General features: G+C 72.5%; 24 protein-coding genes and 1 pseudogene. 14 read left to right on the forward strand and 11 right to left on the reverse strand.

Annotated elements, in window-relative coordinates:
- Positions 1-66: 66 nt before the first annotated feature.
- The 3 genes from JOF41_RS33270 to JOF41_RS33280 are packed head-to-tail and all read right to left on the reverse strand — an operon-like array spanning position 67 to position 2,493.
- Complete coding sequence (locus tag JOF41_RS33270) at positions 67-498, reverse strand: very short patch repair endonuclease (protein ID WP_209623714.1); 432 nt, start codon at positions 496-498, stop codon at positions 67-69.
- A 20-nt stretch (positions 499-518) separates the two neighbouring features.
- Entirely contained in the window at positions 519-1,301 is a 783-nt protein-coding gene (locus JOF41_RS33275; protein WP_209623715.1) for a GIY-YIG nuclease family protein, read from the reverse strand.
- 4 nt (positions 1,302-1,305) lie between these two features.
- On the reverse strand, positions 1,306-2,493 hold the full coding sequence (locus JOF41_RS33280; RefSeq protein WP_307867625.1) for a DNA cytosine methyltransferase: 1,188 nt from the start codon (positions 2,491-2,493) through the stop codon (positions 1,306-1,308).
- 127 nt (positions 2,494-2,620) lie between these two features.
- On the opposite strand from JOF41_RS33280, the gene JOF41_RS33285 reads away from it, so the two are divergent.
- From JOF41_RS33285 to JOF41_RS33295, 3 genes are all read left to right on the forward strand, one after another.
- Positions 2,621-3,697: a vWA domain-containing protein gene (locus JOF41_RS33285; RefSeq protein ID WP_209623716.1), complete on the forward strand. Its 1,077-nt coding sequence runs from the start codon at positions 2,621-2,623 to the stop codon at positions 3,695-3,697.
- Positions 3,690-4,805 (forward strand): XdhC family protein, encoded by a 1,116-nt coding sequence (locus tag JOF41_RS33290; RefSeq protein ID WP_209623717.1) that lies wholly within the window; start codon positions 3,690-3,692, stop codon positions 4,803-4,805. The genes JOF41_RS33285 and JOF41_RS33290 overlap by 8 nt, the downstream gene beginning before the upstream one ends.
- A 77-nt stretch (positions 4,806-4,882) precedes the next feature.
- On the forward strand, positions 4,883-5,539 hold the full coding sequence (locus JOF41_RS33295; protein WP_189221135.1) for a DUF433 domain-containing protein: 657 nt from the start codon (positions 4,883-4,885) through the stop codon (positions 5,537-5,539).
- A 41-nt stretch (positions 5,540-5,580) separates the two neighbouring features.
- Here the strand turns inward: JOF41_RS33295 and JOF41_RS33300 are convergent, their stop codons facing one another.
- The 3 genes from JOF41_RS33300 to JOF41_RS33310 form a co-directional block, all read right to left on the reverse strand.
- Positions 5,581-6,516, reverse strand: coding sequence for an o-succinylbenzoate synthase (locus tag JOF41_RS33300; protein ID WP_268248644.1), 936 nt, complete (start codon positions 6,514-6,516; stop codon positions 5,581-5,583).
- Between the two features lie 62 nt (positions 6,517-6,578).
- Positions 6,579-7,232, reverse strand: coding sequence for a hypothetical protein (locus JOF41_RS33305; protein WP_189221134.1), 654 nt, complete (start codon positions 7,230-7,232; stop codon positions 6,579-6,581).
- Between the two features lie 63 nt (positions 7,233-7,295).
- On the reverse strand, positions 7,296-8,948 hold the full coding sequence (locus JOF41_RS33310; RefSeq protein WP_189221133.1) for a DNA repair helicase XPB: 1,653 nt from the start codon (positions 8,946-8,948) through the stop codon (positions 7,296-7,298).
- 108 nt (positions 8,949-9,056) lie between these two features.
- Between JOF41_RS33310 and JOF41_RS33315 the strand changes: the two genes are divergently transcribed.
- On the forward strand, positions 9,057-9,593 hold the full coding sequence (locus JOF41_RS33315; protein ID WP_189221132.1) for an LppU/SCO3897 family protein: 537 nt from the start codon (positions 9,057-9,059) through the stop codon (positions 9,591-9,593).
- Between the two features lie 54 nt (positions 9,594-9,647).
- Positions 9,648-10,115, forward strand: a complete 468-nt coding sequence (locus tag JOF41_RS33320) for an LppU/SCO3897 family protein (RefSeq protein ID WP_209623718.1) — start codon at positions 9,648-9,650, stop codon at positions 10,113-10,115.
- 157 nt (positions 10,116-10,272) lie between these two features.
- Here JOF41_RS33320 and JOF41_RS33325 read toward each other — a convergent pair whose 3' ends face one another.
- A complete protein-coding gene (locus JOF41_RS33325) occupies positions 10,273-11,139 on the reverse strand; it encodes an ABC transporter substrate-binding protein (RefSeq protein WP_229794871.1) in 867 nt (288 codons plus the stop codon).
- Positions 11,140-11,691: 552 nt separating this feature from the next.
- Here JOF41_RS33325 and JOF41_RS33330 point away from each other — a divergent pair.
- Genes JOF41_RS33330 through JOF41_RS33345 form a run of 4 tightly spaced genes read left to right on the forward strand, consistent with a single transcriptional unit; the run spans position 11,692 to position 16,694 of the window.
- Entirely contained in the window at positions 11,692-14,907 is a 3,216-nt protein-coding gene (locus tag JOF41_RS33330; protein WP_307867627.1) for a nitrate- and nitrite sensing domain-containing protein, read from the forward strand.
- Entirely contained in the window at positions 14,904-15,323 is a 420-nt protein-coding gene (locus tag JOF41_RS33335; protein WP_189221129.1) for a roadblock/LC7 domain-containing protein, read from the forward strand. The genes JOF41_RS33330 and JOF41_RS33335 overlap by 4 nt, the downstream gene beginning before the upstream one ends.
- Positions 15,324-15,352: 29 nt before the next feature.
- The gene (locus JOF41_RS33340; protein ID WP_229794865.1) at positions 15,353-16,108 is read left to right on the forward strand and encodes a DUF742 domain-containing protein; all 756 of its coding nucleotides are present in this window, start codon (positions 15,353-15,355) and stop codon (positions 16,106-16,108) included.
- Positions 16,089-16,694 carry a GTP-binding protein gene (locus JOF41_RS33345; protein WP_033432210.1) on the forward strand — a complete coding sequence of 202 codons (606 nt, stop codon included), beginning with the start codon at positions 16,089-16,091 and terminating at the stop codon, positions 16,692-16,694. Before JOF41_RS33340 ends, JOF41_RS33345 begins: the two co-directional genes overlap by 20 nt.
- A gap of 90 nt (positions 16,695-16,784) precedes the next feature.
- Here JOF41_RS33345 and JOF41_RS33350 read toward each other — a convergent pair whose 3' ends face one another.
- On the reverse strand, positions 16,785-19,019 hold the full coding sequence (locus JOF41_RS33350) for a helicase-associated domain-containing protein (RefSeq protein WP_209623720.1): 2,235 nt from the start codon (positions 19,017-19,019) through the stop codon (positions 16,785-16,787).
- 65 nt (positions 19,020-19,084) lie between these two features.
- On the opposite strand from JOF41_RS33350, the gene JOF41_RS33355 reads away from it, so the two are divergent.
- The 4 genes and pseudogenes from JOF41_RS33355 (at position 19,085) to JOF41_RS38715 (ending at position 22,294) form a co-directional block, all read left to right on the forward strand.
- Positions 19,085-19,270 (forward strand): hypothetical protein, encoded by a 186-nt coding sequence (locus JOF41_RS33355; protein WP_189221127.1) that lies wholly within the window; start codon positions 19,085-19,087, stop codon positions 19,268-19,270.
- A 117-nt stretch (positions 19,271-19,387) separates the two neighbouring features.
- Positions 19,388-20,764, forward strand: coding sequence for an NAD-dependent malic enzyme (locus JOF41_RS33360; RefSeq protein ID WP_189221126.1), 1,377 nt, complete (start codon positions 19,388-19,390; stop codon positions 20,762-20,764).
- 140 nt (positions 20,765-20,904) lie between these two features.
- Positions 20,905-21,375 carry a cyclic pyranopterin monophosphate synthase MoaC gene (moaC, locus tag JOF41_RS33365; protein ID WP_209623721.1) on the forward strand — a complete coding sequence of 157 codons (471 nt, stop codon included), beginning with the start codon at positions 20,905-20,907 and terminating at the stop codon, positions 21,373-21,375.
- A pseudogene (locus JOF41_RS38715) lies at positions 21,372-22,294 on the forward strand (molybdenum cofactor biosynthesis protein MoaE). The gene moaC and the pseudogene JOF41_RS38715 overlap by 4 nt, the downstream one beginning before the upstream one ends.
- 98 nt (positions 22,295-22,392) lie before the next feature.
- Here the strand turns inward: JOF41_RS38715 and JOF41_RS33380 are convergent.
- The 3 genes from JOF41_RS33380 to moaA form a co-directional block, all read right to left on the reverse strand.
- Positions 22,393-23,088: a LysM peptidoglycan-binding domain-containing protein gene (locus JOF41_RS33380; protein ID WP_189221123.1), complete on the reverse strand. Its 696-nt coding sequence runs from the start codon at positions 23,086-23,088 to the stop codon at positions 22,393-22,395.
- A gap of 379 nt (positions 23,089-23,467) precedes the next feature.
- Positions 23,468-23,722: a MoaD/ThiS family protein gene (locus JOF41_RS33385; protein ID WP_189221122.1), complete on the reverse strand. Its 255-nt coding sequence runs from the start codon at positions 23,720-23,722 to the stop codon at positions 23,468-23,470.
- A 1-nt stretch (position 23,723) separates the two neighbouring features.
- Positions 23,724-24,782 (reverse strand): GTP 3',8-cyclase MoaA, encoded by a 1,059-nt coding sequence (gene moaA, locus JOF41_RS33390; protein WP_189221121.1) that lies wholly within the window; start codon positions 24,780-24,782, stop codon positions 23,724-23,726.
- An 80-nt stretch (positions 24,783-24,862) separates the two neighbouring features.
- On the opposite strand from moaA, the gene JOF41_RS33395 reads away from it, so the two are divergent.
- A complete protein-coding gene (locus tag JOF41_RS33395; protein ID WP_209623724.1) occupies positions 24,863-25,324 on the forward strand; it encodes a MarR family winged helix-turn-helix transcriptional regulator in 462 nt (153 codons plus the stop codon).
- The last annotated feature ends 16 nt before the right edge of the window (positions 25,325-25,340 follow it).

Consider the following 25,340-nt stretch of genomic DNA (forward strand, 5'->3'; position numbering starts at 1 on the left):
CTGACTATTCGAAGCTGATCCGCCCTCCGCGGAAGGCGTCGGTGCGTCCAGCGTCAGCCGATCGCTTCAGCTGTCCGTGTCCTTGCGTGTTCTGACCTGCTGAGCGATCGATTGTGCGGCTGCATCGAGGTCTTCGTGCTCCCACACCACGGTCAACGTCCAGCCCGCCTCGGCCAGACGGGACGCCGTGTCGGCGTCTCGACGCATATTGCGTTGGACTTTCTCCGCCCAGTAGGTCCCGTTCGCCGACGGGGCGCGGTAGTGCTCCGGGCAGCCGTGCCAGAAGCAGCCGCGCACCTCGACGGCGATCTTGACCCTCGGGAAGACGATGTCCACTGTGCGTCGCACTTCGGGCAACGGACGTGCGCACACGCGGTAGCGAAGCCCCATGGCATGCAGGGCGCGCCGAAGGCGTAGTTCGGGCTTGGTGTCGCGGCTCCGATTGGCCTGCATGGACTTGCGAGTCGCACTGCTGGTGGCCCACGAGGCGTCCGCCATGCCATGCACCTTAGTACGGGTCACTCGAAGTCGAGGCCGAGTTCGCTTTCTGGGCGGTCTGTCTCGATCTCACTGTGGGGAACGTGTACATCTCCTACGAGTTCTCGCATGCTGATCGCGTTGGCGCTCGGTTCGGGCCGGCCGGTCGCCCCTGCGAGGCGACTCGCCGCAAGATAAGCGAGCCGGATGGCTTGCACGACGAGTACCCGGCGAAGCCCTGGGGATACTTCTCCGCGCTCATGGGCCACAGCGGCGAGGCGGGAAATCGTTTCGGCGCGGCGTGCGATGCGGACGTCGGGGTGTCCGCGTTCCTCTCGTGTCTCGTCACTGATCAGAGGGAACCGCCGTGATGGAGGCATCTCTCCCAGGACATCAGAGATCGGAGGGATCTTCTCGTTCAAGATCGCCTTGAACCGGCTGTTCTCGACGGCTCGGATGTACGCGGTGTGCTCCACCCGGTTCAGGTGCTTCCTGGCTTCCTTATCGGAACTTGGGGTGTCCTGATAACCCCAGAGTGGCCAGAGCTCCATCTCGGCGACCTCGAACACATCGAGGATGCGCATCGCTACCGCATCTGTCCGCTGGTTGCTCAAGTGGCGGCGGACACGGACACGGAGCTGCTCATTGGTCTGCCCCACGTAGATGGGCTCACCATCATAGTCGTAGAAGGCGTAGCAGCCCCACTTGGCGTCCGCCCACTTGCGTCCCTGTTCGTCTGTCGCTTCCAGCGCCTGTTCGAGAGCACTGCGGAAGTCCTGAACGTACTTTGCGGGAAGACTCTTCTTGGATGGCTTCGGAGGCACCTGATCAGGCTCCCACAGCCGCCAGTTCCACGTTGGCGATTGGGACCTTTCCCTTGACCAAGGGCATCAAGTAGTGCTTGGCCAGCCAGGCAACCGCAGGAACGCAGACCGCATCGCCGAACCCGAAGATCACATGGCTGTCCCGCTGCCCCTCGATCACGTAGTCGTCCGCCCCCATCAGACGCGCGTACTCAAGACCTGTCATCCAGCGAATGCGGAGTTCGCCCTTGCCGACCGCCACCACAGCCTGCTTCGACGACCCGCCGCGAGCGGTGCGAAGGCACCCAGCGATGTCGTCCGAGCGGATCTCCCACTGCGGCTTACCTTGGCGGGTTCGCCGATAGGCAGTTCGATACGTCACCCTCCGTCCCTTGCGAAGCACCTCCAACCGTCCCATCTGGATGGGGGACAGTTGAGCCTCGAACGCAGCGACACGACTCGCGTCCCACCAGCGCGTGTCATCCGGAGCTACCTGTTCCACGGCCTGCGACAGCGAGATGTCCGGTGAGGGGGCGATGTCCGGGAGCAGGTAGCGGTGGGTTCGCAGCGTTTTGTCCTTGAAGGGAGCCTGAAGCCACGCCGGACGTAGAAGCGGATTCGCTCCTGGTGTGTCGACTGGCGGATGGAGCGCTCCTACTACGAACAAACGGGGGCGTGATTGTGGGACGAACCAGCGCGCATCCAAGGTCAGCACGTCGACGGAGTAGCCGAGCTCGTTGAGCTCCCTGATTGCCGCCGCCAGATCCGCACCCCCGTGGCTAGTGGCCAGGCCGACAACGTTCTCCAGGGTGACCACCTGAGGGCGCTTGTCCTCGGGCAGTTCGCCGAGGACACGAGTGAACTGGTAGAACGCGGCGGATCGCGCCCCGCTCAGACCGAGCCGAGCTCCGGCCAAGGAGACGTCGACGCAGGGAGAGGACGCCCAAGCGAGCGAGAGGTCCGGCGGCAGGTCAGCGCCCTTGACGTTGGTCACATCTCCTAGCACGAAGGTGTGATCGCTCTCGTCGTCCCGAAAGTTCTCGACGTACATCTTGTGCTTGGCGGGCTCGATGTCGTTGGACCACGAGACACGGAAGCCAGCCTGTTGCAGACCGAGTCTGGCGAGGCCGATGCCTGCGAAGAACTCCGCCGCAGCGGGTTCGGTCGGCTCGAACGGCAGCGTGGGCTCGCTGACCACGGCTAGCTTCGACACAGCGCGCACTGTACGAAACCTACTCTCTGCGCGGCGAGACCTTCTCTGCAGGTCGCACTTGTGTTCGATCTTATGGTCAGGATCAACAACGCGCATGAGCAACAGTGATCACGGGTACAATCGAGTGATGACGGGCGCGCTGGCCGGGTTCGCGGGGTTCGCCCACGCGCTGCGGCGGGCCGGTGTGGCGTGCGGGCCGCAGCGCGTGCGGGCGTACCTCGCCGCGCTCGGCCACGTCGACCTGGCCCGGCGCGAGGACGTGTACTGGGCGGGCCGGGTGTCGCTGTGCGCCGAGCCGGACGACCTGCCGCGCTACGACGCCGCTTTCGCCGCGTGGTTCGGCGGGCAGCGGCCCGCCGCGCCGACCGGCCGGGGCACGCGCGCAGGCCACGTCGCCGCGTTGATCAGCGGCACCAGGCGCAGCGGTCCCGCCGCCGCCCTGAAGGCCGCCGCCAGTGACGCGGAAGTGCTGCGGCACCGGGACATCGCCTCGCTCACCGCGGCCGAGCGGGCGCACCTGCGGGAACTGCTGGCCCGCCTCAGGCCCGTGCCGCCACGCCGTCGCGCGCTGCGCCGCAAACCCGCCCGCCGCGGCGAAGTCGACCCCGGCCGGACGCTCAGGGCCATGCTGGCCACCGGGGAACCCGTGCGCCCGGCCCGCAGGCGGCGCGCCGCCCGGCCGCGCAAGGTGGTGCTGCTGGTCGACGTGTCCGGCTCGATGAAGCCCTACGCCGACGCCCTGCTGCGGTTCGCGCACGTCGTCGCGCGGGCCATGCCGGTGGAGGTGTTCACCGCGGGCACCCGGCTGACCCGCGTCACCCGCCAGTTGCGCCACCGCGATCCCGAGCGCGCCCTCGACGCCGCCGCCCGCGCGGTGCCGGACTTCGAGGGCGGCACCCGCCTCGGCGAGGCGCTGCGGGTGTTCCTGGACCGCTGGGGGCAGCGGGGGGTGGCGCGCGGGGCCGTGGTGGTGGTGTTCTCCGACGGGTGGGAGCGCGGCGACCCGGCGCTGCTGGGGGCCCAGCTGCACCGGCTGCGGCGGCTGGCCCGCCGGGTGCTGTGGGTCAACCCGCACGCGGGCAAGGACGGCTACCTGCCGGTGCAGTCCGGCATCGCCGCAGCCCTGCCGCACCTGGACCGGCTGCTGGCGGGCCACAGCCTGGACACCCTGCGCCGACTGCTGGAGGAGATCGCCCTTGCGTGACGTGCTGGCGGAACTGGCCCGGCGGGTCGAGGCGGGGGAGGTGGTGGGCCTGGCCACGGTGGTCGGCACGTTCAGCTCCGCGCCCCGGCCGCCGGGCGCGGCGATGCTGGTCGGCGCGGACGGGCAGGTCGCGGGCAGCGTCTCGGGCGGCTGCGTGGAGGGCGCGGTCTACGAGCTGGCGCAGCAGGTGATCGCGGGCGGCACGCCGGTGCTCCAGCGGTACGGGGTGAGCGACGACGACGCCTTCGCGGTGGGCCTGACCTGCGGCGGGATCATCGACGTGTACGTGGAGCCGGTGTCCGCGCAAACGTTTCCCCAGCTGCCCGAGGTGCTCGCGGCCGTCCAGGCGCGGCAGCCGGTGGCGGTGGCGACCATCGTCGAGCACCCGGACCGGCTGGGCCGCAGGCTGGTGGTCTGGCCCGACCAGGTGGACGGCGACGTCGGCTCCGCCCGCGCCCGCGACGCCATCGCCGACGACGCCCGCGGCCTGCTCGCCACCGGCCGCAGCGGCACCCTGCACTACGGCCCGGACGGGCAGCGCCGCGGCGAGGGCATGACGGTGTTCGTCAACTCCTTCGAGCCGCCGCCCCGGCTGCTGGTCTTCGGCGCCATCGACTTCGCCGCCGCGATGGCCAGGATGGCCGCGTTCCTGGGCTACCGGGTCACCGTGTGCGACGCGCGGCCGGTGTTCGCCACCAGGTCCCGCTTCCCGGAGGCGGACGAGGTGGTCGTGGACTGGCCGCACCGCTACCTGGCCGCCGAGGCCGAGGCGGGCCGCCTGGACGAGCGCACCGCCGTCGCGGTGCTGACCCACGACCCGAAGTTCGACGTGCCGCTGCTGGAGGTCGCGCTGCGGCTGAAGCTGGGCTACGTGGGGGCCATGGGCTCCCGCCGGACCCACGACGACCGGATGCGGCGGCTGCGCGAGGCCGGGCTGAGCGAGGGCGAGCTGGCCGGGCTGTCCTCGCCGATCGGGCTGGACCTGGGCGCGCGCACGCCGGAGGAGACCGCGGTGTCCATCGCCGCGGAGATCATCGCGCTGCGCTGGGGCGGCGGGGGCGAGCGGCTGGCCCGCACCGACGGCGCGATCCACCACCCGCGCGGCTGACCCGCGCGAGCCGTGTCGCCCGATCGGGTCGGTGGGTGTGACCGTACGATCGGGATGTCCGGGAAGGGGGTGCGGCGGTGGTCGACAAGTTCCACGACCCCTTGCTCACGCCCAGGGAGACGGCCCGGCACCTCGCCATCCCCGAGTCGACGCTGTACTACTGGCTGGCCGAGGAGGCGGGCGGTGCGCCGCTCGTGCACCGGGTGGCCCCGGAGCGGCGCGGGTGGCCCTCGGTGCCGTTCGTGGCCGTCGTCGAGGCCTACGTGCTCCGGTCGTTGCGCGATCTCGGGCTGACCAAGAGCAAGGTCCGGGACGCGGCGGCAGCCGTGCGGGCGGAGTTCGGCACGCCGTACGGCCTGGCCACGAGGAAGATCGCGACAGACGGCATCGACATCTTCCTCGATTACGCGGAGGGCGACCTGGCCCGTGTCGGCGACCAGCAGCGCCCCATCCGGGAAGTCCTCGGCGGCTACCTCCGGTACATCACGTGGGACACCGAGGACGACTTCGCGGCCGCGTTGCGGCTGCGGCAGTACCCGGAGGTGGCTCCGGTGATCATCGACCCCCGGTTCAGCGGGGGATCGCCGGTGATCGAGACCAACCACGTCCCCGTCGACGCGGTGGTGGGCATGTGGCTGGCGGGCGATTCGATCAAGGCGGTCGCCTACGAGTACGACTTGACCCCTGAACAGGTCGAATCGGTGTGCCGAGTTGCCCAACGCGTCGCCGCTTGAGTTCTTCCTCGACCGCGGGCTGGGTCGGGGAGTGGCCGGTGTCAGCGACCTTCCACGCGGCGCAGCCGGTCCAGCCACCGCGCCGTCGTCTCCCGGTCCGCCGCGAACTCCGCCATCCGGTCCGGCGTCGGGGGCTGCCGGGGCACCGGGAGGAACCCGTCCACCGGCCGCAGCGACGCCGACGTCACGTCCCCGTCCAGCAGCGACAGCGTCCCCAGGCCGCACGCGAAGTCCAGCTCCGGCAGCGCCCCGGCCAGCGCCAGCCCGGCCGCCATGCCCACCGAGGTCTCCACCGCCGAGGACACCACGCACGGCAGCCCGCACGCCTCGGCCACGCGCAGCGCCCGCCGCACCCCGCCCAGCGGCGCCACCTTGATCACCGCCACGTCCGCCGCGCCCGCCACCGCCACGCGCAGCGGGTCCTCCGCCCGCCGGATCGACTCGTCGGCCGCGACGCGCACGTCCACCCGCCGTCGCACGGCCGCCAGCTCGTCCAGGGTCGGGCAGGGCTGCTCGACGTACTCCAGCCCGCCCGCGGCCCGCTCCAGCTCCCGGATCGCGGCCACGGCCGTGTCGACGTCCCAGGCCGCGTTGGCGTCCACCCGGATCGCCCCGGACGGTCCCAGCGCGTCGCGGACCGCCGCCACCCGCTCCAGGTCCGCCCGCAGCGGCACGCCGGGGTCGGCGACCTTCACCTTGGCCGTGGCGCACCCGGACGCGGCCACCAGCGCGTGCGCGCGCTGCGGGTCCACGACCGGCACCGTGCAGTTGACCGGCACCCGGTCCCGCACCGGTTCGGGCCACCCCGCCGACGCGGCCTCGACGGCGCACGCCAGCCAGGGCGCGCACTCGGCGTCGGAGTAGTCGGGGAACGCGCAGAACTCGCCCCAGCCGCGATCCCCTTCCAGCAGCACGCCCTCGCGGACGGTGATGCCCCGGAAACGGGTGCGCATCGGGATCGAGTAGACGAACGCCACCGCGACATCCTAGGACCGCGGTCCCCGCGCCCGGCCGGGTCGGCGTGGGGGCGGACCGGTGGCTACCAGGTGGCGACCGGGTCCAGCGCGGCCACCCGCCGCAGCGCGCTGCCCGCCAGCTCCGGGTCCAGCTCCTCGGCCAGGATGCGCAGCGCGTCGCCGAACTGGTCCAGCCGCCGGTCCAGCTCGGCCAGCGCGCGGGTGGTCTCGGCGATGGCCGCCGCCAGCCCCGGCCGGTTGGACGCCTTGGCCAGCGCCTCGCGCACGGTCCCGCTGTCGCGCAGCGCCACCAGCGCCTGCCACAGCGACCGCTCGACCCGCTCGACCCGCGCCGGGTCCAGCGAGGTGCGGTCCACGGCCAGGAAGTGCTCGCACAGCCGCCGGGCGCGCCGCCGCTGCTCCAGCGGGAACTGCTCGAAGTGCACGACGTCCTGCTCGCGCGCCAGCTTCACCACGTCCCACTCGGCCACCCTCGGCGGCACCAGCACGACCAGGCCCGCCAGCGCGAACGGCGCGCAGGCCAGCCCGGCGGCCCACCAGGGCGTGGCGCCGAGCACGGCCAGCGCGCCCGCCAGCGGCACCGCCGCGGGCAGCAGCACGCGCGCCCGGCCGTGCCGGACCCGCCGCCTGGCCTCCGCCGCCACCGCGGCGCGGTCCGCGCCGGGACGCCACATCCACCAGCGCGGCAACGGTGTCAGCCGCACCACCACGTTCATGCGTCCTCCGGTCCCCCAACCCGGTGACAACCTAGCGCGCACCGGGACCGCCGCCGGACGCGGTCAGCCGATCTTCGGTCCCAGCAGGTCGTCGGCGTCCACGATGCGGTAGGCGTAGCCCTGCTCGGCCAGGAACCGCTGCCGGTGCGCGGCGTAGTCGGTGTCCAGGGTGTCCCGCGCCACCACCGAGTAGAAGTGCGCCTGCCGCCCGTCGCCCTTGGGGCGCAACAACCTGCCCAGCCGCTGCGCCTCCTCCTGGCGCGAGCCGAAGGTGCCCGACACCTGCACCGCCACCGAGGCCTCCGGCAGGTCGATGGAGAAGTTGGCCACTTTGGACACCACGAGGGTGCGCAGCTCCCCGCGCCGGAAGGCGTCGAACAGCTGCTCGCGCTCCTTGTTCTTGGTGGAGCCCTGGATGACCGGCGCGTCCAGGGCCTCGCCCAGCGCCTCCAGCTGGTCCAGGTAGGCGCCGATGACCAGGGTCGGCTCGTCCTTGTGCCGGTCGAGGATGGCCCGCACCACGGGCAGCTTGGTGCGCGCGGTGGAGCACAGCTTGTAGCGCTCCTCCGGCTCGGCGGTGGCGTACTCCAGCCGCTCGTTGTCGGTCAGCGTGACCCGGACCTCGGTGCACTCGGCGGGCGCGATCCAGCCCTGCGCCTCGATGTCGCGCCACGGCACGTCGTAGCGCTTCGGGCCGATCAGGGAGAACACGTCGCCCTCCTGGCCGTCCTCGCGGACCAGGGTCGCGGTCAGCCCCAGCCGCCTGCGGGACTGCAGGTCGGCGGTCATCCGGAACACCGGCGCGGGCAGCAGGTGCACCTCGTCGTAGACGATCAGGCCCCAGTCGCGCGAGTCGAACAGCTCCAGGTGCTTGTACTCGCCCTTGGACTTGCGGGTGATCACCTGGTAGGTGGCGATGGTGACCGGGCGGATCTCCTTGCGCTCGCCGGAGTACTCGCCGATCTCGTCCTCGGTCAGCGAGGTGCGGGCGACCAGCTCCCGCTTCCACTGCCGCCCGGCCACGGTGTTGGTCACCAGGATCAGCGTGGTCGCCCCGGCCTCGGCCATGGCCGCCGCGCCGACCAGCGTCTTGCCCGCGCCGCAGGGCAGCACGACCACGCCCGAGCCGCCCGCCCGGAACGCCTGCGCGGCCAGCCGCTGGTAGTCGCGCAGCCGCCAGCCGTCCTCGACCAGCTCGATCGGGTGCGCCTCGCCGTCGACGTAGCCCGCCAGGTCCTCGGCGGGCCAGCCGACCTTGAGCAGCAGCTGCTTGAGCCTGCCGCGCTCGCTGGGGTGCACCACGACGGTGTCGTCGTCGATGCGCGCCCCGAGCATCGGCTTGATCTTCTTGTTGCGCAGCACCTCCTCCAGCACCGCGCGGTCGGTGGTGCTCAGCACCAGCCCGTGCGCCGGGTGGTTGGCCAGCTGCAGCCTGCCGAACCGGCCCATGGTGTCGACCACGTCCACCAGCAGCGGCTGCGGCACCGGGTAGCGGGAGAACCGCACCAGCGCGTCCACCACCTGCTCGGCGTCGTGGCCCGCGGCGCGCGCGTTCCACAGCGCCAGCGGCGTGACCCGGTAGGTGTGCACGTGCTCGGGGGCGCGTTCCAGCTCGGCGAACGGCGCGATGGCGGTGCGCGCCTCGTCGGAGAGCGGGTGGTCGACCTCCAGCAGCAGGGTCTTGTCCGACTGGACGATCAAGGGGCCGTCGGTCACGGAAGCGCACTCCTGTCGGTTGGCGTCCTCACCAGTGTTCCAACCGCGTGCAAGTACGCTGGCGGACGCCGTCACAGCACCGATCACAGCACCGACGCGAGGGTGGTCATGAGCACTGACGATGCGCAGCCGCAGCCGGGGGGCAACCGCAGGCGGGGGCTGATCGCCGGGTTGGCGGTGGTGGCCGCGGCCGCGATCGCCTTCGCGGTCTTCATGGTGGTCCGGGACGGCGGTTCACTCGCCGCGGGCGACTGCGCGGCGGTGCAGGGCGGGGCCTCGCAGGCCGAGGCCAAGCCGGTCGCCGCCGCCGCGGACTGCGGTGACGACAAGGCGGGCTACAAGGTCGGCAAGGTCGTCGAGGGCGCGGACGCGGCGTGCCCGGAGGAGGGCCTGTACACCGAGGCGCTGCCGGAGACCGGGTCCACCACGACGCTGTGCCTGCTGCCGAACATGGTCGAGGGCGCCTGCTACGCGCCGGACGAGCGCGGCGACGGGTTCGTCAAGTCCGACTGCGCGGGCGGGGACACGATCAAGGTCACCAAGGTCGTCCAGGGTTCCACGGACACCACCCAGTGCCCGGACAGCGCGGGCATGTCCTACCCCGAGCCCGCGGTCACCTACTGCCTGGCGCCCGCCGAGATGTGACCGCATGAGGTGAATCCGCTCAACCCGGAGCGCGGGTGCGCCGATGTCGTGGCCATGCGGAAGATCGGGTGGGGCGTCGGCGCGGCGGCTGTCGTGGTCGCGGGGGCGTGCGCGCTGGCCGTGGCGGGGCAGGACGGCCCGCGCCCCAGGCCGGGCGAGTGCGCGGCCGTGGCCGGGACCGGGGACGAGCCGCGCTACCGGCCCGCCGACTGCGGCTCCGAGCAGGCCAACGTCCGGATCGCGAAGGTGCTGGAGGAGGGGGAGGGCTGCCCGAAGGGCGGGGCCCGGTACTCCACCTACGCGGGCCCGTTCACGCTGTGCCTGATCCCCAACTTCGTCGAGGGCGCGTGCTACCGCGGCGACCGGCAGGTCGGGATGCGCCGGGTGGACTGCGCCGGCGCGCACGCCGTGCGGGTGGCCAAGGTGGGGGCGGGCGAGGTGTCCTGCGGGTCGGACCGCGCGGTGGCCTACCCCGAGCCGTCGGTGACGTTCTGCCTGGCACGGGGGCCCGCCGCCCGGTGAGCGGAGAGGACGGCGACGGCATCGCGCTCAACCTCAACGCCGAGGAGGGCCACTGCTTCAAGGAGGAGGGCGACGCGGTCCCCGCCTGCTCGGCGGTGGCCTGAACGCGCCGAGGGCCTCCCGCGACGTTCCGGGAGGCCCTCGGCGACGGAGCGGGTCAGCCGTTCGCGTCCGGGGGCAGCAGCCCCTGCACGTCCAGGCGGCCGGGCAGCACGTCCTCGGTCTCCATCAGGTCGGCGACCCGCTGGAGCCGGACCGGGTTGAGCGAGAGCGGGAAGGTGCCCACCGACACCAGCGCCGCGGTCTGCTGGTCCACGTCGATGTAGCTGGTCAGCGCGTCCTGCACGGCCAGCTTGTTGTTGGTGGCGGCCTGCTGGGCGTCGCGCAGCACCGAGCGGAACAGCGCCAGCGTGTTGGGGTTGTCGTCGGCGAACTTCTTGCTCGACGCGTAGCCCGACATGGGCAGTTCCTTGGTGGGGCCGGTCGCGGTGTCGGTGACGATCCGCGCGCCGATGTCGCGCTGCGCCTTGGTGATGTGCGGCTCGATCATCCAGGCCGCGTCGACCTGCTTGGCCTGCATGGCGCTGACCATCTGCTCGAACGCCATCTCGCGCAGCTGGATGCCCTGCTTGCCCACGCCCGCGGTGTCCAGCACCGCCTTGGTGGTCAGCGCGCCGAGGTCGACGGTGCTGTTCACCGCGATCTTGGGGGTGGGCAGCGCGCCGGGGCTGTCGTACCTGCTGTCGATGGTGACCAGCGCCATCGAGTTGGCGCCCGCCTGGTAGGCCTCGCCCTGGATCTGCAGCTGGGTGCCCTCGGCCACGGCCTGGAACAGGTTCACGTGGCTGGCCCAGGTCACGTCCAGGGTGGTGTCGAGCTGCTTGATGCCCTCGTCCTCGTTGTTGAGGGGGACCAGCTGGACCTGCAGGCCCGCCCGCTCGAACAGCTTGTCGTTGATCGCGAGCCGCAGCGGGGCGACGTCGACCACCGGCAGCACGCCGATGCGCAGCGTGGTGCGCTCCACTTCCGGCCGGTCGCCGCTGTCGGTTCCCGGGATCAGCCCGCAAGCCGACAGAGTCGCGGCGCAGGCGATCAACGCCGCGGAACGTCGCAGAACACGCGCTGGGGTAGGCATGGCACCTCTCGCCCTTGACCTCGGGAGCGGGGTCGGTGTGATCACGGAATTGCCGACGAGGTGTCGACGTTCGGGGATGGTAACCACCCGTAGGTATGAAAAGACAGCCCTAGTCGATACGGTGAGTGCTTCCGGAGGCTTCCGTCGGGTAGGGGGCGGGCACTACGCTGCCGGCCGGGTGGCACGCCGTCTGCGCAGACTGCCGTGCACCCGCCCAGAGGTGGGGTGCCTAGCCGGCTCGACCGCCTCTGTGCTGCAATTCGGCCCGATTTCGAGTCCATGCTTCGGCTCTGGGGAGAGGCCGGGGAACACTGCTGCCGGAAGAGGAAGCCCAGGGTGGCCCGACGAGAGAGAGGTCCCAGCCAGACTGGCGTGGGGATTACACCGCGCTCCGATAGGCCCGAAACGGGTGACGGACTGGCTGCGCTGGGTGATGGAACTGTGACCGAACAAACGGGGACCGGGTCGAAGGCGGACGCTTCGCAGGACACCGCGCGCACCGCCGCGTGGCGTCTGCGCAACTGGCGGCTGCCGACCAAGCTGGGCGCCGTGCTGCTGATCCCCACGGTCGCAGCCGTCGCGCTGGGCGGGCTGCGGGTGCAGGCGGACCTGCAGAACGCCAGTGAGTTCAACCGCCTGGCCAACCAGGTCCAGCTGGAGTCCTCGGTCGCGAACCTGGTCCAGCAGCTCCAGCGCGAGCGCGACCTCAGCACCAGCCACGTGGCGTCGGGCAGGCAGCTCGACCGCGTGGTGCTGGACCGACAACTGCGTCGCGTCAACGACGCGACCGACACGCTCAACAACCGCATCGGCGAGCTCAGCGGGGATCTGGACGACGAGGTCGTCGCCCGGTTCCGCCGCGCCGCCGAGCAGCTCAACCGGCTCAACAGCCTGCGCAACGCGGTGCGCGAGACGCAGTACCCGCCGGACGCGGTGCTGCGCACCTACTCCGAGTCCATCGAGAACCTGCTCGACCTCGGCGAGCAGGCCATCGCCGGGATCGACGACCCCGAGCTGGTGCGGTTGCACCTGGCGACCAACGCCATGGCCCGCATCAAGGAGCAGGAGTCCCGCAAGCGCGGCATCATGCTGGACGTGTTCCAGCGCGGCGCCTTCGGTCCCGGCCAGCAGCGCGCGCTGCTGGCGGCCAACGCCGAGCTGGACGCGGCCCGCAACGACTTCCGCAAGTCGGCGACGCCGGAACAGGCCAGGATCTACGACGACACCGTCACCGGTCTGATCATCGACAACGCCAACGACATGCAGGAGTCGGCGCTGAACCTGGCCGACGCGGGCCAGAACTTCTCGTCTTCGCTGCGCCCCGGACCGTGGGACACCGCGGCCACGCTGACCGTGAACCTCACCGGCGACGTGGAGAAGCTGCTGCTGGAACAGCTGCAGAACCGCACCGACGAGCTCACCGGCGACGCCCGCGCCGCGGCCTTCCGCGACTCCGGCATCGTGCTGGGCGCGCTGCTGCTGGCGCTGGTGACGGCGCTGTTCGTGGCCCGGTCGATCCTCAACCCGCTGCGCACGCTGCGGCGCACCGCGCTGGAGGTCGCCGACCACGGCCTGCCCGAGGCGGTCGAGAAGATCCTCGCCGACCCGAACCCGCAGGAAGCGGCCAAGACCGCCATCGCCAACGTGCCGATCACCACCCGCGAAGAGGTGGGCCAGGTGGCGCGGGCGTTCGACGCGGTGCACGGCGAAGCGGTCCGGCTGGCCGCCGAGCAGGCGCTGCTGCGCGACAACGTCAACGCCATGTTCGTCAACCTGTCCCGCCGCTCGCAGACGCTGGTCGAGCGCCAGCTGAACCTGATCGACCGGCTGGAGCAGGACGAGCAGGACCCCGACCAGCTGGCCAGCCTGTTCGAGCTGGACCACCTGGCGACCCGCATGCGGCGCAACAGCGAGAACCTGCTGGTGCTCTCCGGCACCGACCTGTCCCGGCGGCTGACCCGCCCGGTCCCCGCCGCCGAGGTGCTCGGCGCCGCGGTGTCCGAGGTCGAGCAGTACGCCCGCGTGCAGGTGGGCCAGACCCCGGAGCTGACCGTCCAGGGCCGCGCGGTCAACGACCTCGTGCACCTGATCGCGGAGCTGCTGGACAACGCCACCGCGTTCTCCGACCCCGTGACGAAGGTCACCGTGCGCACCGCGCGCACCCGCAAGGGCGAGCTGGCCATCGAGATCCAGGACCGCGGCGTGGGCATGGGCGAGCAGGAGATCGCCGACGCCAACCAGCGGCTGGCCGACCCGCCGGACGTGGACGTGGCGGTGTCCCGCCGGATGGGCCTGTACGTGGTCGCGCGGCTGGCCAAGCGGCACGACATCAAGGTCCGGCTGCGGCCCAACGAGGACATCGAGGGCGGCACCACCGCGGTCGTGCTGGTGCCCGAGACGCTGGTGGCCTCGCCGGGCGGGGCCGCGGGGCCGCTGGGCGAGCCGCCCTCGGTCTTCCCGGCCAGCAGCACCACGACCACCGCGCAGCGCGCCAGCGGCATCGCGGGCGCCTTCGGCGGCGGCTCGCCGTTGCCGCGGCTGGACGAGGAGCCCGGCCAGCCCGCCGTCAGCTTCGTGCGCGGCGACACCGGGGCCGACGTGTTCGGCGTGCCCGCGCTGCCGCCGTCGCCGCAGGAGACCTCCGCGGAGATCTCCCAGCCGCAGTGGCTGCCGGTGGACGAGCCCGCCGACAACGGCCCGGCCAGCGGTCCCATCAGCGGTCCCATCAGCGGCCCGATCGGCGCCCCGGTGGAGGAGCCCGCGAGCGGCGGGGGCGAGCCCACCCTCTTCACCGCCTACGAGGACCGGGAAGAGGACGAGGCGGGCTACGAGCACGGCTACGAGACCACGCAGTTCGCGCCCGCCGTGGACAGCGGGATCGTCTCCCGCGCGCCACTGGCCGAGCCGGAACCCGCGCAGCGCAACGGCTCCTCGCCGAGTGCGCCGAAGGAGGTCGAGCACGACTTGGACGCTCCGACCGAGCGGCTGCCGATCTACGAGGCGGTCCTCTCGCAGTGGTTCCAGGCCGTGGGCAGCGAGACCTCCGCGGCGACCGCGCAAGCGGTCCCGCCCGCACCGGACGTGGAACCGCAGCCGCGCTCGCTGAGCGAGCCGGAGCCCATCGCCGAGCGGGGCGGCACGTCGCTGCCGGTCCGCAAACCGCAGTCCGTGCCACCCGCCGAGCAGAGCTCGCCGCCCGCGCCGGTGACCCCGGCCGTCGACGGCGGCCTGCCCAAGAGGCGGCCGGGTGCGGCCGACAACCTGCCCAAGCGCACACTGGAGACGAGCAGGGTGACCGAACCGGAACCGGTTGCCGAGCCCGAACCGGTCGCGCTCGGCGTCGAGCAGACATGGCAGTCGCCTGCCGACGAGGGCTGGCAGGCCGCCCAGTCCCTGCTCAGCCGCACCCCCGAGACCACGACACAGGCGGGGTTGCCCAAGCGGGTGCCCAAGGCTCAGCTTGTGCCGGGATCAGCCGCGCCGAAGACCCCGTCGGCGGCGCAGCAACCGCAGCGGCCCCCGCTGCCACCACGATCGGCTGACGCGATCCGTGGACGCATGTCGAGTCTTCAGCAGGGCGTCCGTCGTGGGCGGCACGCGCTGATCGACGCTTACGCTGGTGACATGTCGAGCCGGCAAGACGAGGAGCAGGAGTGACGACCGCAGCTCAGCCAGGCAGCTTTGGTTGGCTTATCACCGACTTCGTGCGCCGGGTTCCCGGTGTGGCACATTCCGTGGTCGTGTCGGCCGACGGGCTTCTGCTCGCCGGTTCGCAGGGCCTGCCGCGAGACCGCGCCGAACAGCTCTCCGCCGTTGCGTCGGGGCTGGTCAGCCTCACCGCGGGCGCGGCGAGGTGCTTCGAGGCGGGCGCGGTCAACCAGACCGTGGTCGAGATGGAGCGGGGTTACCTGTTCCTGATGTCGATCAGCGACGGGTCGTGCCTCGCGGTGCTCGCGGCCCCGAACTGCGACATCGGCCTCGTGGCGTACGAGATGACCCTGCTGGTCGAGCGCGTGGGCCAGCAGCTGACCCCGGAGCTGCGCGCGCAGCTCCAGGGCGTGGTTCGGCGGTAGGCCCTCATGAGATCGTGGGGGTGAGGTAAATGGCTGAACGATCTGGTGCCGGTGGCGGTCGCTTCGGTAGGAACTTCAACTACCAGGAGTGGGCGACCGGCGGCTTCAGGTTCGCCGAGCCGGATGCCCACCCCGCACAGGATGAGGAAGCCGAAGACGCACCCACCTCGTGGCCTGACCGGGGCGAGCGGGCCGCGGGACCACGAGTCGAAGGCACAGAGCAGGGGCTAGGCGATATGTCTCAGCGTGAGGTTGACGACTCGTCGTACGACTACGACGACGTTCCCAACCGGTTCGACATCGACGGGTACGGCAGCGGGCTGTTCGGTGGTCCGGGGGCGGACTTGTTCGGTGCCCACGGCCTGCCCGACAGCGTGCCGGAACAGCTCCCGTACCACACCGGTCCGCAGCCGGTGGTGCGGCGGGAGGAGAACCCCGCGGCCGACTCCGGCTCGCTGGTTCGCCCGTACACCCGGACCGGAGGCCGCACCCGGCCGGACTACGACCTCGCGATCGAGGCGCTGGTGTCCACCAGCGAGCGCGGTCTCGAACGCGACGCGGCGGTGCTCCCCGAGCACCGCTCGATCTGCGGGCTGTGCACCGACACCAGGTCGGTGGCCGAAGTCGCCGCTCACTTGAGGCTCCCGCTGGGTGTGGTGCGGGTGCTGATCGGCGACATGGCGAGCATGGGTTTGGTTTTGATTCACCAGGGTGGCTTGGTCGTGGGGGACCGGCCGTCCATTGAATTCCTTGAGAGGGTGCTCAGTGGGCTTCGCAGGCTCTAGCCCCAACGCGGCCGAAGGCGCACGGAAGCCGACGACCTCCGCGAAGATCGTGGTGGCCGGTGGCTTCGGCGTGGGCAAGACTACGTTCGTCGGCTCCGTGTCGGAGATCGTCCCGCTGACGACCGAAGCGGTGATGACCGAGGCCAGTGCGGGGGTCGACGACCTCTCCGCCACGCCGAACAAGGTCACCACCACCGTGGCCATGGACTTCGGCCGGGTCTCCCTGGACCAGGACCTGATCCTGTACCTGTTCGGTACGCCGGGTCAGCACAGGTTCTGGTTCATGTGGGACGACCTGGTCCGGGGTGCCATCGGCGCGATCGTGCTGGTCGACACCCGGCGGTTGGCCGACGCCTTCGCGTCGATCGACTTCTTCGACGACCGCCAGCTGCCCTACGTGGTCGGCGTGAACTGCTTCGACGGTCTGCTGCACCACCGCATCGAGGACGTGCGGGAGGCGCTGACCATCGACCAGTCCGTGCCGATCGTGACGTGCGACGCGCGCAACCGGCAGTCGACCAAGCAGACGCTGATCACGCTGGTCGAGCACGCCATGCGGCAGTGGATGTCGGTCCGCGCGGGCTGACCGCGCGCACCCGCTCCTGACAGGTCGGAGGGCGGCCTCCCGGTGGGGGAGGCCGCCCTCCGACGTGCACGCGGGCGGAAGTGACCCGCGTCACTCCTCCACGAGCGCGGCGGAGGTGATCCGGTGCAGGGGGAAGCGCCGGACCTCGCCGTAGCTGACGTCCACGCCCTCCAGCACGCCCCCGCCCACCAGCTGCGGGGTGATCACCCGCCGTGCCGCGGTGCCGTGCCCGTCCACGAAGTCCACCAGCACGTTGCGGCCCTCCTTGGCCGCCCGCTGCAGCAGCGCCAGCGTCGCCGACGGCCCCGCGCCCAGGTTGCCCGGCACGGACACCCGCGCGCCGCCCGTGGTGCGCGCCGCCCGGTCGCCCGCCCGCACCAGCCGCACCAGCTCGCCCAGCTGCTCCTCCGACGGGGCGGGCGGCGGCGCGGGCCTGCGCCTGCCGCGCCCGGCGATCCGCCGCCCGGCCGCGCGCAGGTCGAGCACCTGCCCGTCCGGCCCCTCCGCCGACGGCGCGAACCCCGCCCCGCGCAGCCCGTCCAGCACCTCGGCCAGCGGCAGCGGCGAGACCAGCACGGTGGGGGCGATCCGGCGCAGCTCCAGCCGCTGCCCGGCGGGGTGCGCCAGCACCTCGGCGATCAGCACCGGGTCGTCGCAGCGCAGGAACGACCCGGCCGCGCCGCCGCGCAGCCTGCCGTGCTTGCGGGCGGTGTCGTCGATCAGGTAGGTCAGCGACTGCGGCACCGGCGTGCGGGACCGGGCGCGGAACAGCTCGTGCAGGTCGGCGGCGGTGCGCCCGGCGTCGAACGCGCGCCGCACGGAGTGCTCGCCCACCCGGTACACCGTCGCGCCGCCCGCCGACTCCACGTCGGCCACCAGCGCGATCTCCTCGGCCAGGTCCGGCTCCAGCCGCCCCGGCGCGACCACCGTCAGGTCGGCCTGCACCAGCACGTGGTCCACCGGCGCGGGCAGCGCGTCGCCGAGCCGCTTCGCGGCGGGCCCCGGCCCCTCGGTGAGCAGCGTGCGGCCCGCCCCGGTCACCGCGCCCAGCGCCAGCACGCCCACCGCGGTGCCCTCGGCGACCGTCCAGCGCACCAGCTCGTCGCGCAGCCGCCCGCCCCGCCTCGGCGCCCGCCAGGCCAGCACCGCGGCCAGCCGCTCCACGTCGGGGACCGCGGTGCCCGGCGGCAGCGCGGCCAGGGCCTCCAGCACCCGCCTGCGGTCGCGCGGCGCGCCCGGCCGGTTCAGCTCCGGGGCCAGCGGGTTGAGCAGCCGGTCCCGGTCGTCCCGGCCGCCGACCAGGCCGGGCAGCCGGGGCAGCTCCAGCCACGCCTGCGCCAGCGCCGCCCAGCGGTGCTCCGGCGGCGCGACCAGCCACGTGTCGGCCTGGGTGGTCGGCACCCACTCCGGCTCCAGGCCCTCGCTGTCGGCCACCAGCCCGGCGGCTACCACCAGCTCGACCAGCAGCGCGGCCCGGCGCTCGTCGACCTCCAGCTCCTTGGCGGCCTTGCGCAGCTCGCGCACGCCCACCCCGCCGGAGCGCAGCACCGGGGGCGGCTCGTCCGACCACAGCCGCAGCAGGCCCTCGACGTGGCGGCCCAGCTCCAGCGCCGCGCCGCCGCCGGTGCTGTCCACCGAGACCGGGTCCAGCGCGGAGGTGGGCAGCGGCGGCTCGGCGGTGACGACCTCGCCCAGCGGCCGGTCGCCGCGCACCGCGAGGCCGACCTCGCGCGGCAGCTCGACGGTCAGCGTGTCGCGGCGCACCAGCAGGCCCCGCGCCAGCAGCTTCTGGATCGGGGTGGTGGCGCTGTCCAGGGAGACCACGTGCGCGGCCTCCTTGGTCTGCCCGACCGGCGGTCCGGCCGCCAGCGCCTCCAGCACCCGCCGCTCGTCCTCGCCCAGCCCGGTCAGGTCCACGCCCGCCAGCGCGGGCACGGAGCGGCCCAGGCCGCACGGGAAGGCCGCCACGGCGTCGCGGGTGGCGGGCGGGGTGGACAGGCCGTCGTCGTCGCCCCAGAGCAGCGCGCGGGCCCGCAGCAGGGCCACCGGGGGCCGGATGTCGACGTCGAACAGCTCCCGCAGGGCCGTCAGCGGCACCGGGCGCAGGTCGGCGTCGAGGACCAGCAGGGCTTCCAGGACGGTCAGCGCGAGGGTGTCCAGGTCCTCGCACGCCCGCGCCACCGAGGCGCGCGAGCCCACGCGGGTGGCCAGCACGGTGGTGTCCGCGGGCGGCGGGGTGGCCAGGTCGGGCCGCGCCCGCAGCAGCGCGACGAGCGCCGCGTCGTCCAGGGCGCGCAGCCAGTCGGCGAGTGTGGTGCCGGACATCTTCACCACGGTATATGGCCGTGGGGCACACTTGTCCGTGACGTTGGCACCACCGAGGAGGAATCGTGGCCAAGGCCCGCCCCGAGCGCATCGACCCGAACTGGCCGGAGCCGCCTGCGGACGGCAAGCACGCGGTGAGCGAGCTGGCCAGCGACGTGCAGGGCGCGCTGTCCCCCTTCGGGAAGGTCACCTTCCCGCTGCCCGTCGAGGACCTCGGCTACCGCCACCCCACCACCGAGATCAACCGCTGACCCGCTGCCCGACCCGCCCCCGGCGCGCGCCGGGGGCGAGGCGAGCCGGGCGCGTTCCGGAATTCGCCGCGGACTACGCTCGACTCCCGCGTGAGCTGTGCTGATCTGGGAGGTTCGATGCCGGTCCCCGGCCCTGGTTACTCGATCACCGTCCGCCTGGAGGCGCCGCCCAGCGCGGGCGCGGCGGGTGACCTCACCACGGCGGTCGGCAGGGCGGGCGGTGTCATCACGGCGTTCGACGTCGTCGAGTCGCACACCGACCGCGTCATCATCGACCTCACCTGCAACGCCCTGTCGGCCAACCACGCCAAGGACATCACCGACACCCTGGCGCTGCTGCCCGGCATCGCGGTCCGCAAGGTCTCCGACCGCACCTTCCTGGTCCACCTCGGCGGCAAGATCGAGATCTCGTCCAAGGTCCCGCTGCGCAACCGCGACGACCTCTCCCGCGCCTACACCCCCGGCGTGGCCCGCGTCTGCCAGGCCATCGCGGAGAACCCCGACGACGCGCGCCGCCTGACCATCAAGCGCAACACCGTGGCCGTGGTCACCGACGGCACCGCCGTGCTGGGCCTTGGCAACATCGGCCCGGCCGCCGCGCTGCCGGTGATGGAGGGCAAGGCCGCGCTGTTCAAGAAGTTCGCGGGCGTGGACGCCTGGCCGGTGTGCCTGGACACCCAGGACACCGAGGAGATCATCCGCGCGGTCGAGCTGATCGCCCCGGTCTACGGCGGCATCAACCTGGAGGACATCGCCGCGCCGCGCTGCTTCGAGATCGAGGCCCGGCTGCGCGAGAAGCTGGACATCCCGGTCTTCCACGACGACCAGCACGGCACCGCCATCGTCGTGGTCGGCGCGCTGCGCAACGCGCTGCGCGTGGTCGGCAAGAAGATCTCCGACTGCAAGGTCGTGGTCTGCGGCGTCGGCGCGGCGGGCTCGGCGATCATCCGGCTGCTGCTCAAGCAGCAGCCCGGCGACGTGGTCGCGGTCGACGTGGACGGCATCGTGCACCGCGACCGGCCCGGCATGGACAGCAACCTCAAGTCCATCGCCGCCAGCACCAACAAGCACAACGTCTCCGGCCGCCTGCACGACGCGCTGGTCGGCGCGGACGTGTTCATCGGCGTCTCCGCGCCGAACCTGTTCGGCGCCGAGCAGGTCGCCACCATGAACTCCGACGCGATCGTGTTCGCGCTGGCCAACCCGGACCCGGAGATCGACCCGATGGAGGCGCAGAAGCACGCCGCCGTCGTGGCCACCGGCCGCAGCGACTTCCCCAACCAGATCAACAACGTGCTGGCCTTCCCCGGCGTGTTCCGGGGCCTGCTGGACGCGCACGCCCGCACCATCACCGACGAGATGCTGCTGGCCGCCGCCACCGCCATCGCCGACGTGGTGGACGGCGAACGGCTCAACGCCTCCTTCATCGTCCCCAGCGTCTTCGACACCTCCGTCGCCCCCGCCGTCGCCGAGGCCGTCCGCAAAGCCGTGTAGGACTGCCCCGGCTCCGGCGCGGCCTCGTGTGAACTGCGCGTTGGGTGCGTCGGGTAGTAGTTGGCGGCCCTCGCGGGTGGGGCGGGTAGTACTTGCAGGCGTTTGTGGGGGTGGGGTGGGGGCGCGGCCATAATCACAGGATGAGCCGGTTCACTCACCTGGACGATGCGGGCGCGGCGCGCATGGTCGACGTCTCCGACAAGCAGCCGACGGCGCGCACGGCGGTCGCCTCGGGCGTGCTGCGCACCACCGCCGAGGTGGTGGACCTGCTGCGCCGCGACGGCCTGCCCAAGGGCGACGCGCTGGCCACCGCCCGCATCGCGGGCATCATGGCGGCCAAGCGGACCTGGGAGCTGGTGCCGCTGTGCCACCCGATCGCGCTGTCCAGCGTCAAGGTGGACCTGAGCCTGGGCGAGGCCGAGGTGGTGGTCACCGCGACCGTGCGCACCAACGACCGCACCGGCGTGGAGGTGGAGGCGCTGACCGCCGTCTCGGTGGCGGGCCTGGCCCTGCACGACATGGTCAAGGCGGTCGACCCGGCGGCGTCGATGGACGCGGTGCGGGTGGAGCGCAAGGAGGGCGGCAAGACCGGCCTGTGGGAGCGCCCGTGAGGACCGCGCGGGTCGTCACCGCCTCGAACCGGGCCGCCGCGGGCGTCTACGCCGACCGGGGCGGCCCCCTCATCGCCGAGTGGCTGCGGGAGCGGTCGTTCGACGTGCCGGACCCGGTGGTGGTGCCCGACGGCGAGCCGGTCGCCGAGGCGCTGCGCGCGGCCGTGGCGGACGGGGTGGCGGTGGTGGTCACCACCGGCGGCACCGGCATCAGCCCGACCGACCGCACCCCGGAGGCCACCCGCGCGGTGCTGGACTACGAGGTGCCGGGGCTGGCCGACGCGATCCGGGCGTCGGGCTGGCCGGGGGTGCCGACCTCGGTGCTCTCCCGAGGCGTGGCCGGGGTCGCCGGGCGCACCCTGGTGGTGAACCTGCCCGGCTCCACCGGCGGGGTGAGGGACGGACTGGAAGTGCTGGGCGCGGTGCTGGAGCACGCGCTCGACCAGCTGGCGGGAGGCGACCACACGTGACGGCGGAGACGACTGCGGAGACGACGGCGGAGATCCTGCGGGCGACGGTGAGCGAGGAGCCGCTGTCGGTCGAGGAGCACGCGAAGCTGGTGGACGACGCCGCGGCGGGCGCGGTGGTCACGTTCGCGGGCGTGGTGCGCGACCACGACCACGGGCGCTCGGTGCGGGAGCTGGAGTACCACGGCCACCCCAGCGCCGCGGACGTGGTGACCGAGGTGGTGCGGGACGTGGTGGCGGGTGTGACCGGCGTGCGCGCGGTCGCCGTGTCGCACCGCGTGGGTCCGCTGGCCATCGGTGACGTGGCGCTGGCGGTCGCGGTGGCCGCCGAGCACCGCGCGGAGGCGTTCGCGGTGTGCTCCGAGCTGGTGGACGAGGTGAAGCGGCGGCTGCCGGTGTGGAAGCGCCAGGTCTTCGCCGACGGCACCGACGAGTGGGTCAACTGCCCCTGAGCCCGGACAGCAGGAACCCCCGTCGCCAGGGGGGAGGGGCGACGGGGGTTCCTGGTCAGGCGCCTGCGCGGGGGCAGGCCGGGCTCATCGGCCGACGATCACTTGGTGGCGATCTTCTGACCCGCGAGGATCAGGTCGGCGTTCGGGATGAACTCCTTGTTCAGCTGGTGCAGCCGCTGCCAGCCACCCTCGATCTTCAGCTCCTGCGCGATCTTGGACAGGGTGTCGCCCGCCTTGATCTCGTAGTCGCCGTTGGGGTTGGACTTGGGCAGCGCCACGGTCACCGGAGCGGCCTTCTGCACCGGGGCCGGGGCGGCCTTCTGCGCCGGGGCCTGCGGGGTGGCCTTCTTCGGCGCCACCGGGGCGGGGGCCGGGGCGGGCTTGGCGGCGGGCGCCGGAGCGGGCTTGGCGGCCGGAGCCGCACCGCCGGTCAGGCCCTTGGGGCCGCACACCGGCCAGGCGCCGATGCCCTGGCCCGCCAGGACGTTCTCGGCGACCCGGATCTGCTCGGCGCGGGAGGCCTGGTGGGGCATCCCGGTCCCGCCGAAGGCGCGCCAGGTGCTCGGCAGGAACTGCAGGCCGCCGTAGTAGCCGTTGCCGGTGTTGATGCTCCAGTTACCGCCGCTCTCGCACGCGGCGACCGCGTCCCAGTTGACGCCGGAGCCCTGCGCGGACGCGGTGCCCGCGGCCATGCTCAGCGGAGCGCCGACGATGACGCCCGCCACGGCGACCTTCGCGATGTTCCGGGCGGCGTTGCTGGTCTGCGGACGGTGCTTGCCTCGGTAAGAAGCCATTTGCCTCTCGCCCACCACACCTGCGTCGGGGAGCTCGGGTTCGGGGCCCGGTGCGCTTCCTCGTCCCCGTCCGGTGGTGATCTCTCACTCGGGGGTTGGTGCCCGGGCCGCTGGACGGGGTTCGGTGTGCGGCGTCCCGGGTGTTGCTCTTGGTCGGTCGGGGCCAACCGAAGAGCGACCGTACGTAACCGGCGGCGGCACGCCAAACGTTCTGGCCCGTGAGGGGGCTCACAGTAACGTTTTCAGGTTCTGTGTCGATTGCGCTCGTTTCCGCAGGTCAGAGGGCCGTTACCGTCCCGTTTTCAATCCGAGACAAATTGAGATAGATCACGGTAAGTGAGGTCTGCATCACGTGATTCCCCCATCGGGGGAAACTTGATTAGCCCCCCGCGAAGGGGGGTAGGACGTCCAGCAGCGCCCCCTCCGGCACCGGCGTGTCCCGGTCCCGCACCGCCACGCCGTCGAGCAGGAAGCTGGACGCGGCCAGCACCCGCGCCAGCCGGTCGTCGTGCCGCTCGCGGACCGCCTCCAGCACGTGCGCCACGGTCGCCCCGCCGGACAGCGCCACGCTCTCCTGCGCCACCCCCGCCGCCGCCCGCGCGCCCGCGAAGTACCGCACCGTCAGCTCCACCACGTCATCCCCCGATCGCGCTCATCGGCCGGTCCGGCTGGAAGAAACCGGCCTCGTTGATCCCGTGCCCGGCCGCCTTGGCCCACGAGTCGCCCCGCCAGCGCTCGGCGATCTCCTCGTCCGAGGCGCCGGCGCGCAGCAGCGCCCGCAGGTCCGTCTCCGACCGGCTGAACAGGCAGTTGCGCACCTGGCCGTCCGCGGTCAGCCGGGTCCGGTCGCAGGCCGCGCAGAACGGCCGGGTGACCGACGCGATCACGCCCACCACCGCCGGGCCGCCGTCGACCAGCCAGCGCTCGGCGGGCGCGCCGCCGCGCTCGTCCGGCACGGGCGTCAGCTCGAACTCCGCGCGCAGCGTGGCCAGGATCTCCTCGGCGGTGACCATCTCGTCCCGGTTCCAGCCGTGCTGCGGGTCCAGCGGCATCTGCTCGATGAACCGCAGCTGGTAGCCGTGCTCCAGGGCGAACCGCAGCAGCGGCACCGCCTCGTCGTCGTTGACCCCGCGCATCAGCACCGAGTTGACCTTCACCGGGTCCAGCCCGGCGGCCCGCGCCGCCGCCAGCCCCTCGAACACGTGCTCCAGCCGGTCGCGCCGGGTCAGCTCGCGGAACCGGACCCGGTCCAGGCTGTCCAGCGAGACGTTGACCCGGTCCAGGCCCGCGCGCACCAGGCCCTCGGCCCGGCGGGCCAGCGAGACGCCGTTGGTGGTCATCGAGATCCTCGGCCGGGGCTCCAGCGCCGCCGTGGCCGCGATCACGTCCTCCAGGTTGGGGCGCAGCAGCGGCTCACCGCCGGTGAACCGGATGTTGGTCACCCCCAGCCGGGTCACCGCGATGCCGATCAACCGGGTCAGCTCCGCGTCGCTGAGCAGCTCCGGCTTGGGCAGCCAGTCCAGGCCCTCGGCGGGCATGCAGTAGGTGCACCGCAGGTTGCACCGGTCGGTCAGGGACACCCGCAGGTCGGTCGCGACCCGGCCGAACCGGTCGACCAGCAGCGGTGAGTCCGGACGGGTGGAGGTGTCGGGCGTTCCTCGCAGGACGGGTATTCCCAATTCCACTGCTGTCACCCCGTCCAGGGTAATCGCGCGATCACCGGCGCAGCGCGGTCGCGAACGTGCCGAAGTGGATCGGCCGCTAAATTGCCCGCATGGGAAACGAGCGCGACGTGCCCGCCGACGTGCTGGGGAGGTTCGCCTCCTACGCGCGGGAGAACAGCACGCTCACCATCCTGTTCCACACCCGCGTCGCCGAGGCGATGGGCCTGTCGACCACCGACGAGAAGTGCCTCGACCTGGCCATGCGCGCGGACGGGCCGGTGACCGCGGGGCGGATCGCCGAGCTGTCGGGCCTGTCCACCGGCGCGGTCACCGGCGTGATCGACCGGCTGGAGCGGGCGGGCTACGTCAAGCGCGTGCGCGACCCCCACGACCGGCGCAAGGTGCTGGTCCAGGTGACCGTGGAGGACGGCCGGTTCGCGCCCCTGTTCCAGGACGCCCAGGAAACGCTGCGGGAGGTGCTGGCGCGGTTCACCCCCGAGGAGTGGGAGGTGCTGGAGCGTTACAACAAGGCCCTCATCGAGGTGTTCCGCGAGCGCATGCGGGTCACCTGAGCCTGGCAGCATGTCG

Origin of the sequence: Saccharothrix coeruleofusca, assembly GCF_017876325.1 — a bacterium.
Lineage (GTDB): Bacteria > Actinomycetota > Actinomycetes > Mycobacteriales > Pseudonocardiaceae > Actinosynnema > Actinosynnema coeruleofuscum.

Coding starts and splice junctions, on each gene's coding strand:
- JOF41_RS33350 (WP_209623720.1), bottom strand. CDS start 19,019: ATGTCCGGCACCACACTCGCCGACTGGCTGCGCGCCCTGGACGACGCG.
- JOF41_RS33270 (WP_209623714.1), bottom strand. CDS start 498: ATGGCGGACGCCTCGTGGGCCACCAGCAGTGCGACTCGCAAGTCCATG.
- JOF41_RS33320 (WP_209623718.1), top strand. CDS start 9,648: ATGCGGAAGATCGGGTGGGGCGTCGGCGCGGCGGCTGTCGTGGTCGCG.
- JOF41_RS33380 (WP_189221123.1), bottom strand. CDS start 23,088: ATGGCTTCTTACCGAGGCAAGCACCGTCCGCAGACCAGCAACGCCGCC.
- JOF41_RS33315 (WP_189221132.1), top strand. CDS start 9,057: ATGAGCACTGACGATGCGCAGCCGCAGCCGGGGGGCAACCGCAGGCGG.
- moaC (WP_209623721.1), top strand. CDS start 20,905: ATGAGCCGGTTCACTCACCTGGACGATGCGGGCGCGGCGCGCATGGTC.
- JOF41_RS33360 (WP_189221126.1), top strand. CDS start 19,388: ATGCCGGTCCCCGGCCCTGGTTACTCGATCACCGTCCGCCTGGAGGCG.
- JOF41_RS33305 (WP_189221134.1), bottom strand. CDS start 7,232: ATGAACGTGGTGGTGCGGCTGACACCGTTGCCGCGCTGGTGGATGTGG.
- JOF41_RS33340 (WP_229794865.1), top strand. CDS start 15,353: ATGGCTGAACGATCTGGTGCCGGTGGCGGTCGCTTCGGTAGGAACTTC.
- JOF41_RS33285 (WP_209623716.1), top strand. CDS start 2,621: ATGACGGGCGCGCTGGCCGGGTTCGCGGGGTTCGCCCACGCGCTGCGG.
- JOF41_RS33395 (WP_209623724.1), top strand. CDS start 24,863: ATGGGAAACGAGCGCGACGTGCCCGCCGACGTGCTGGGGAGGTTCGCC.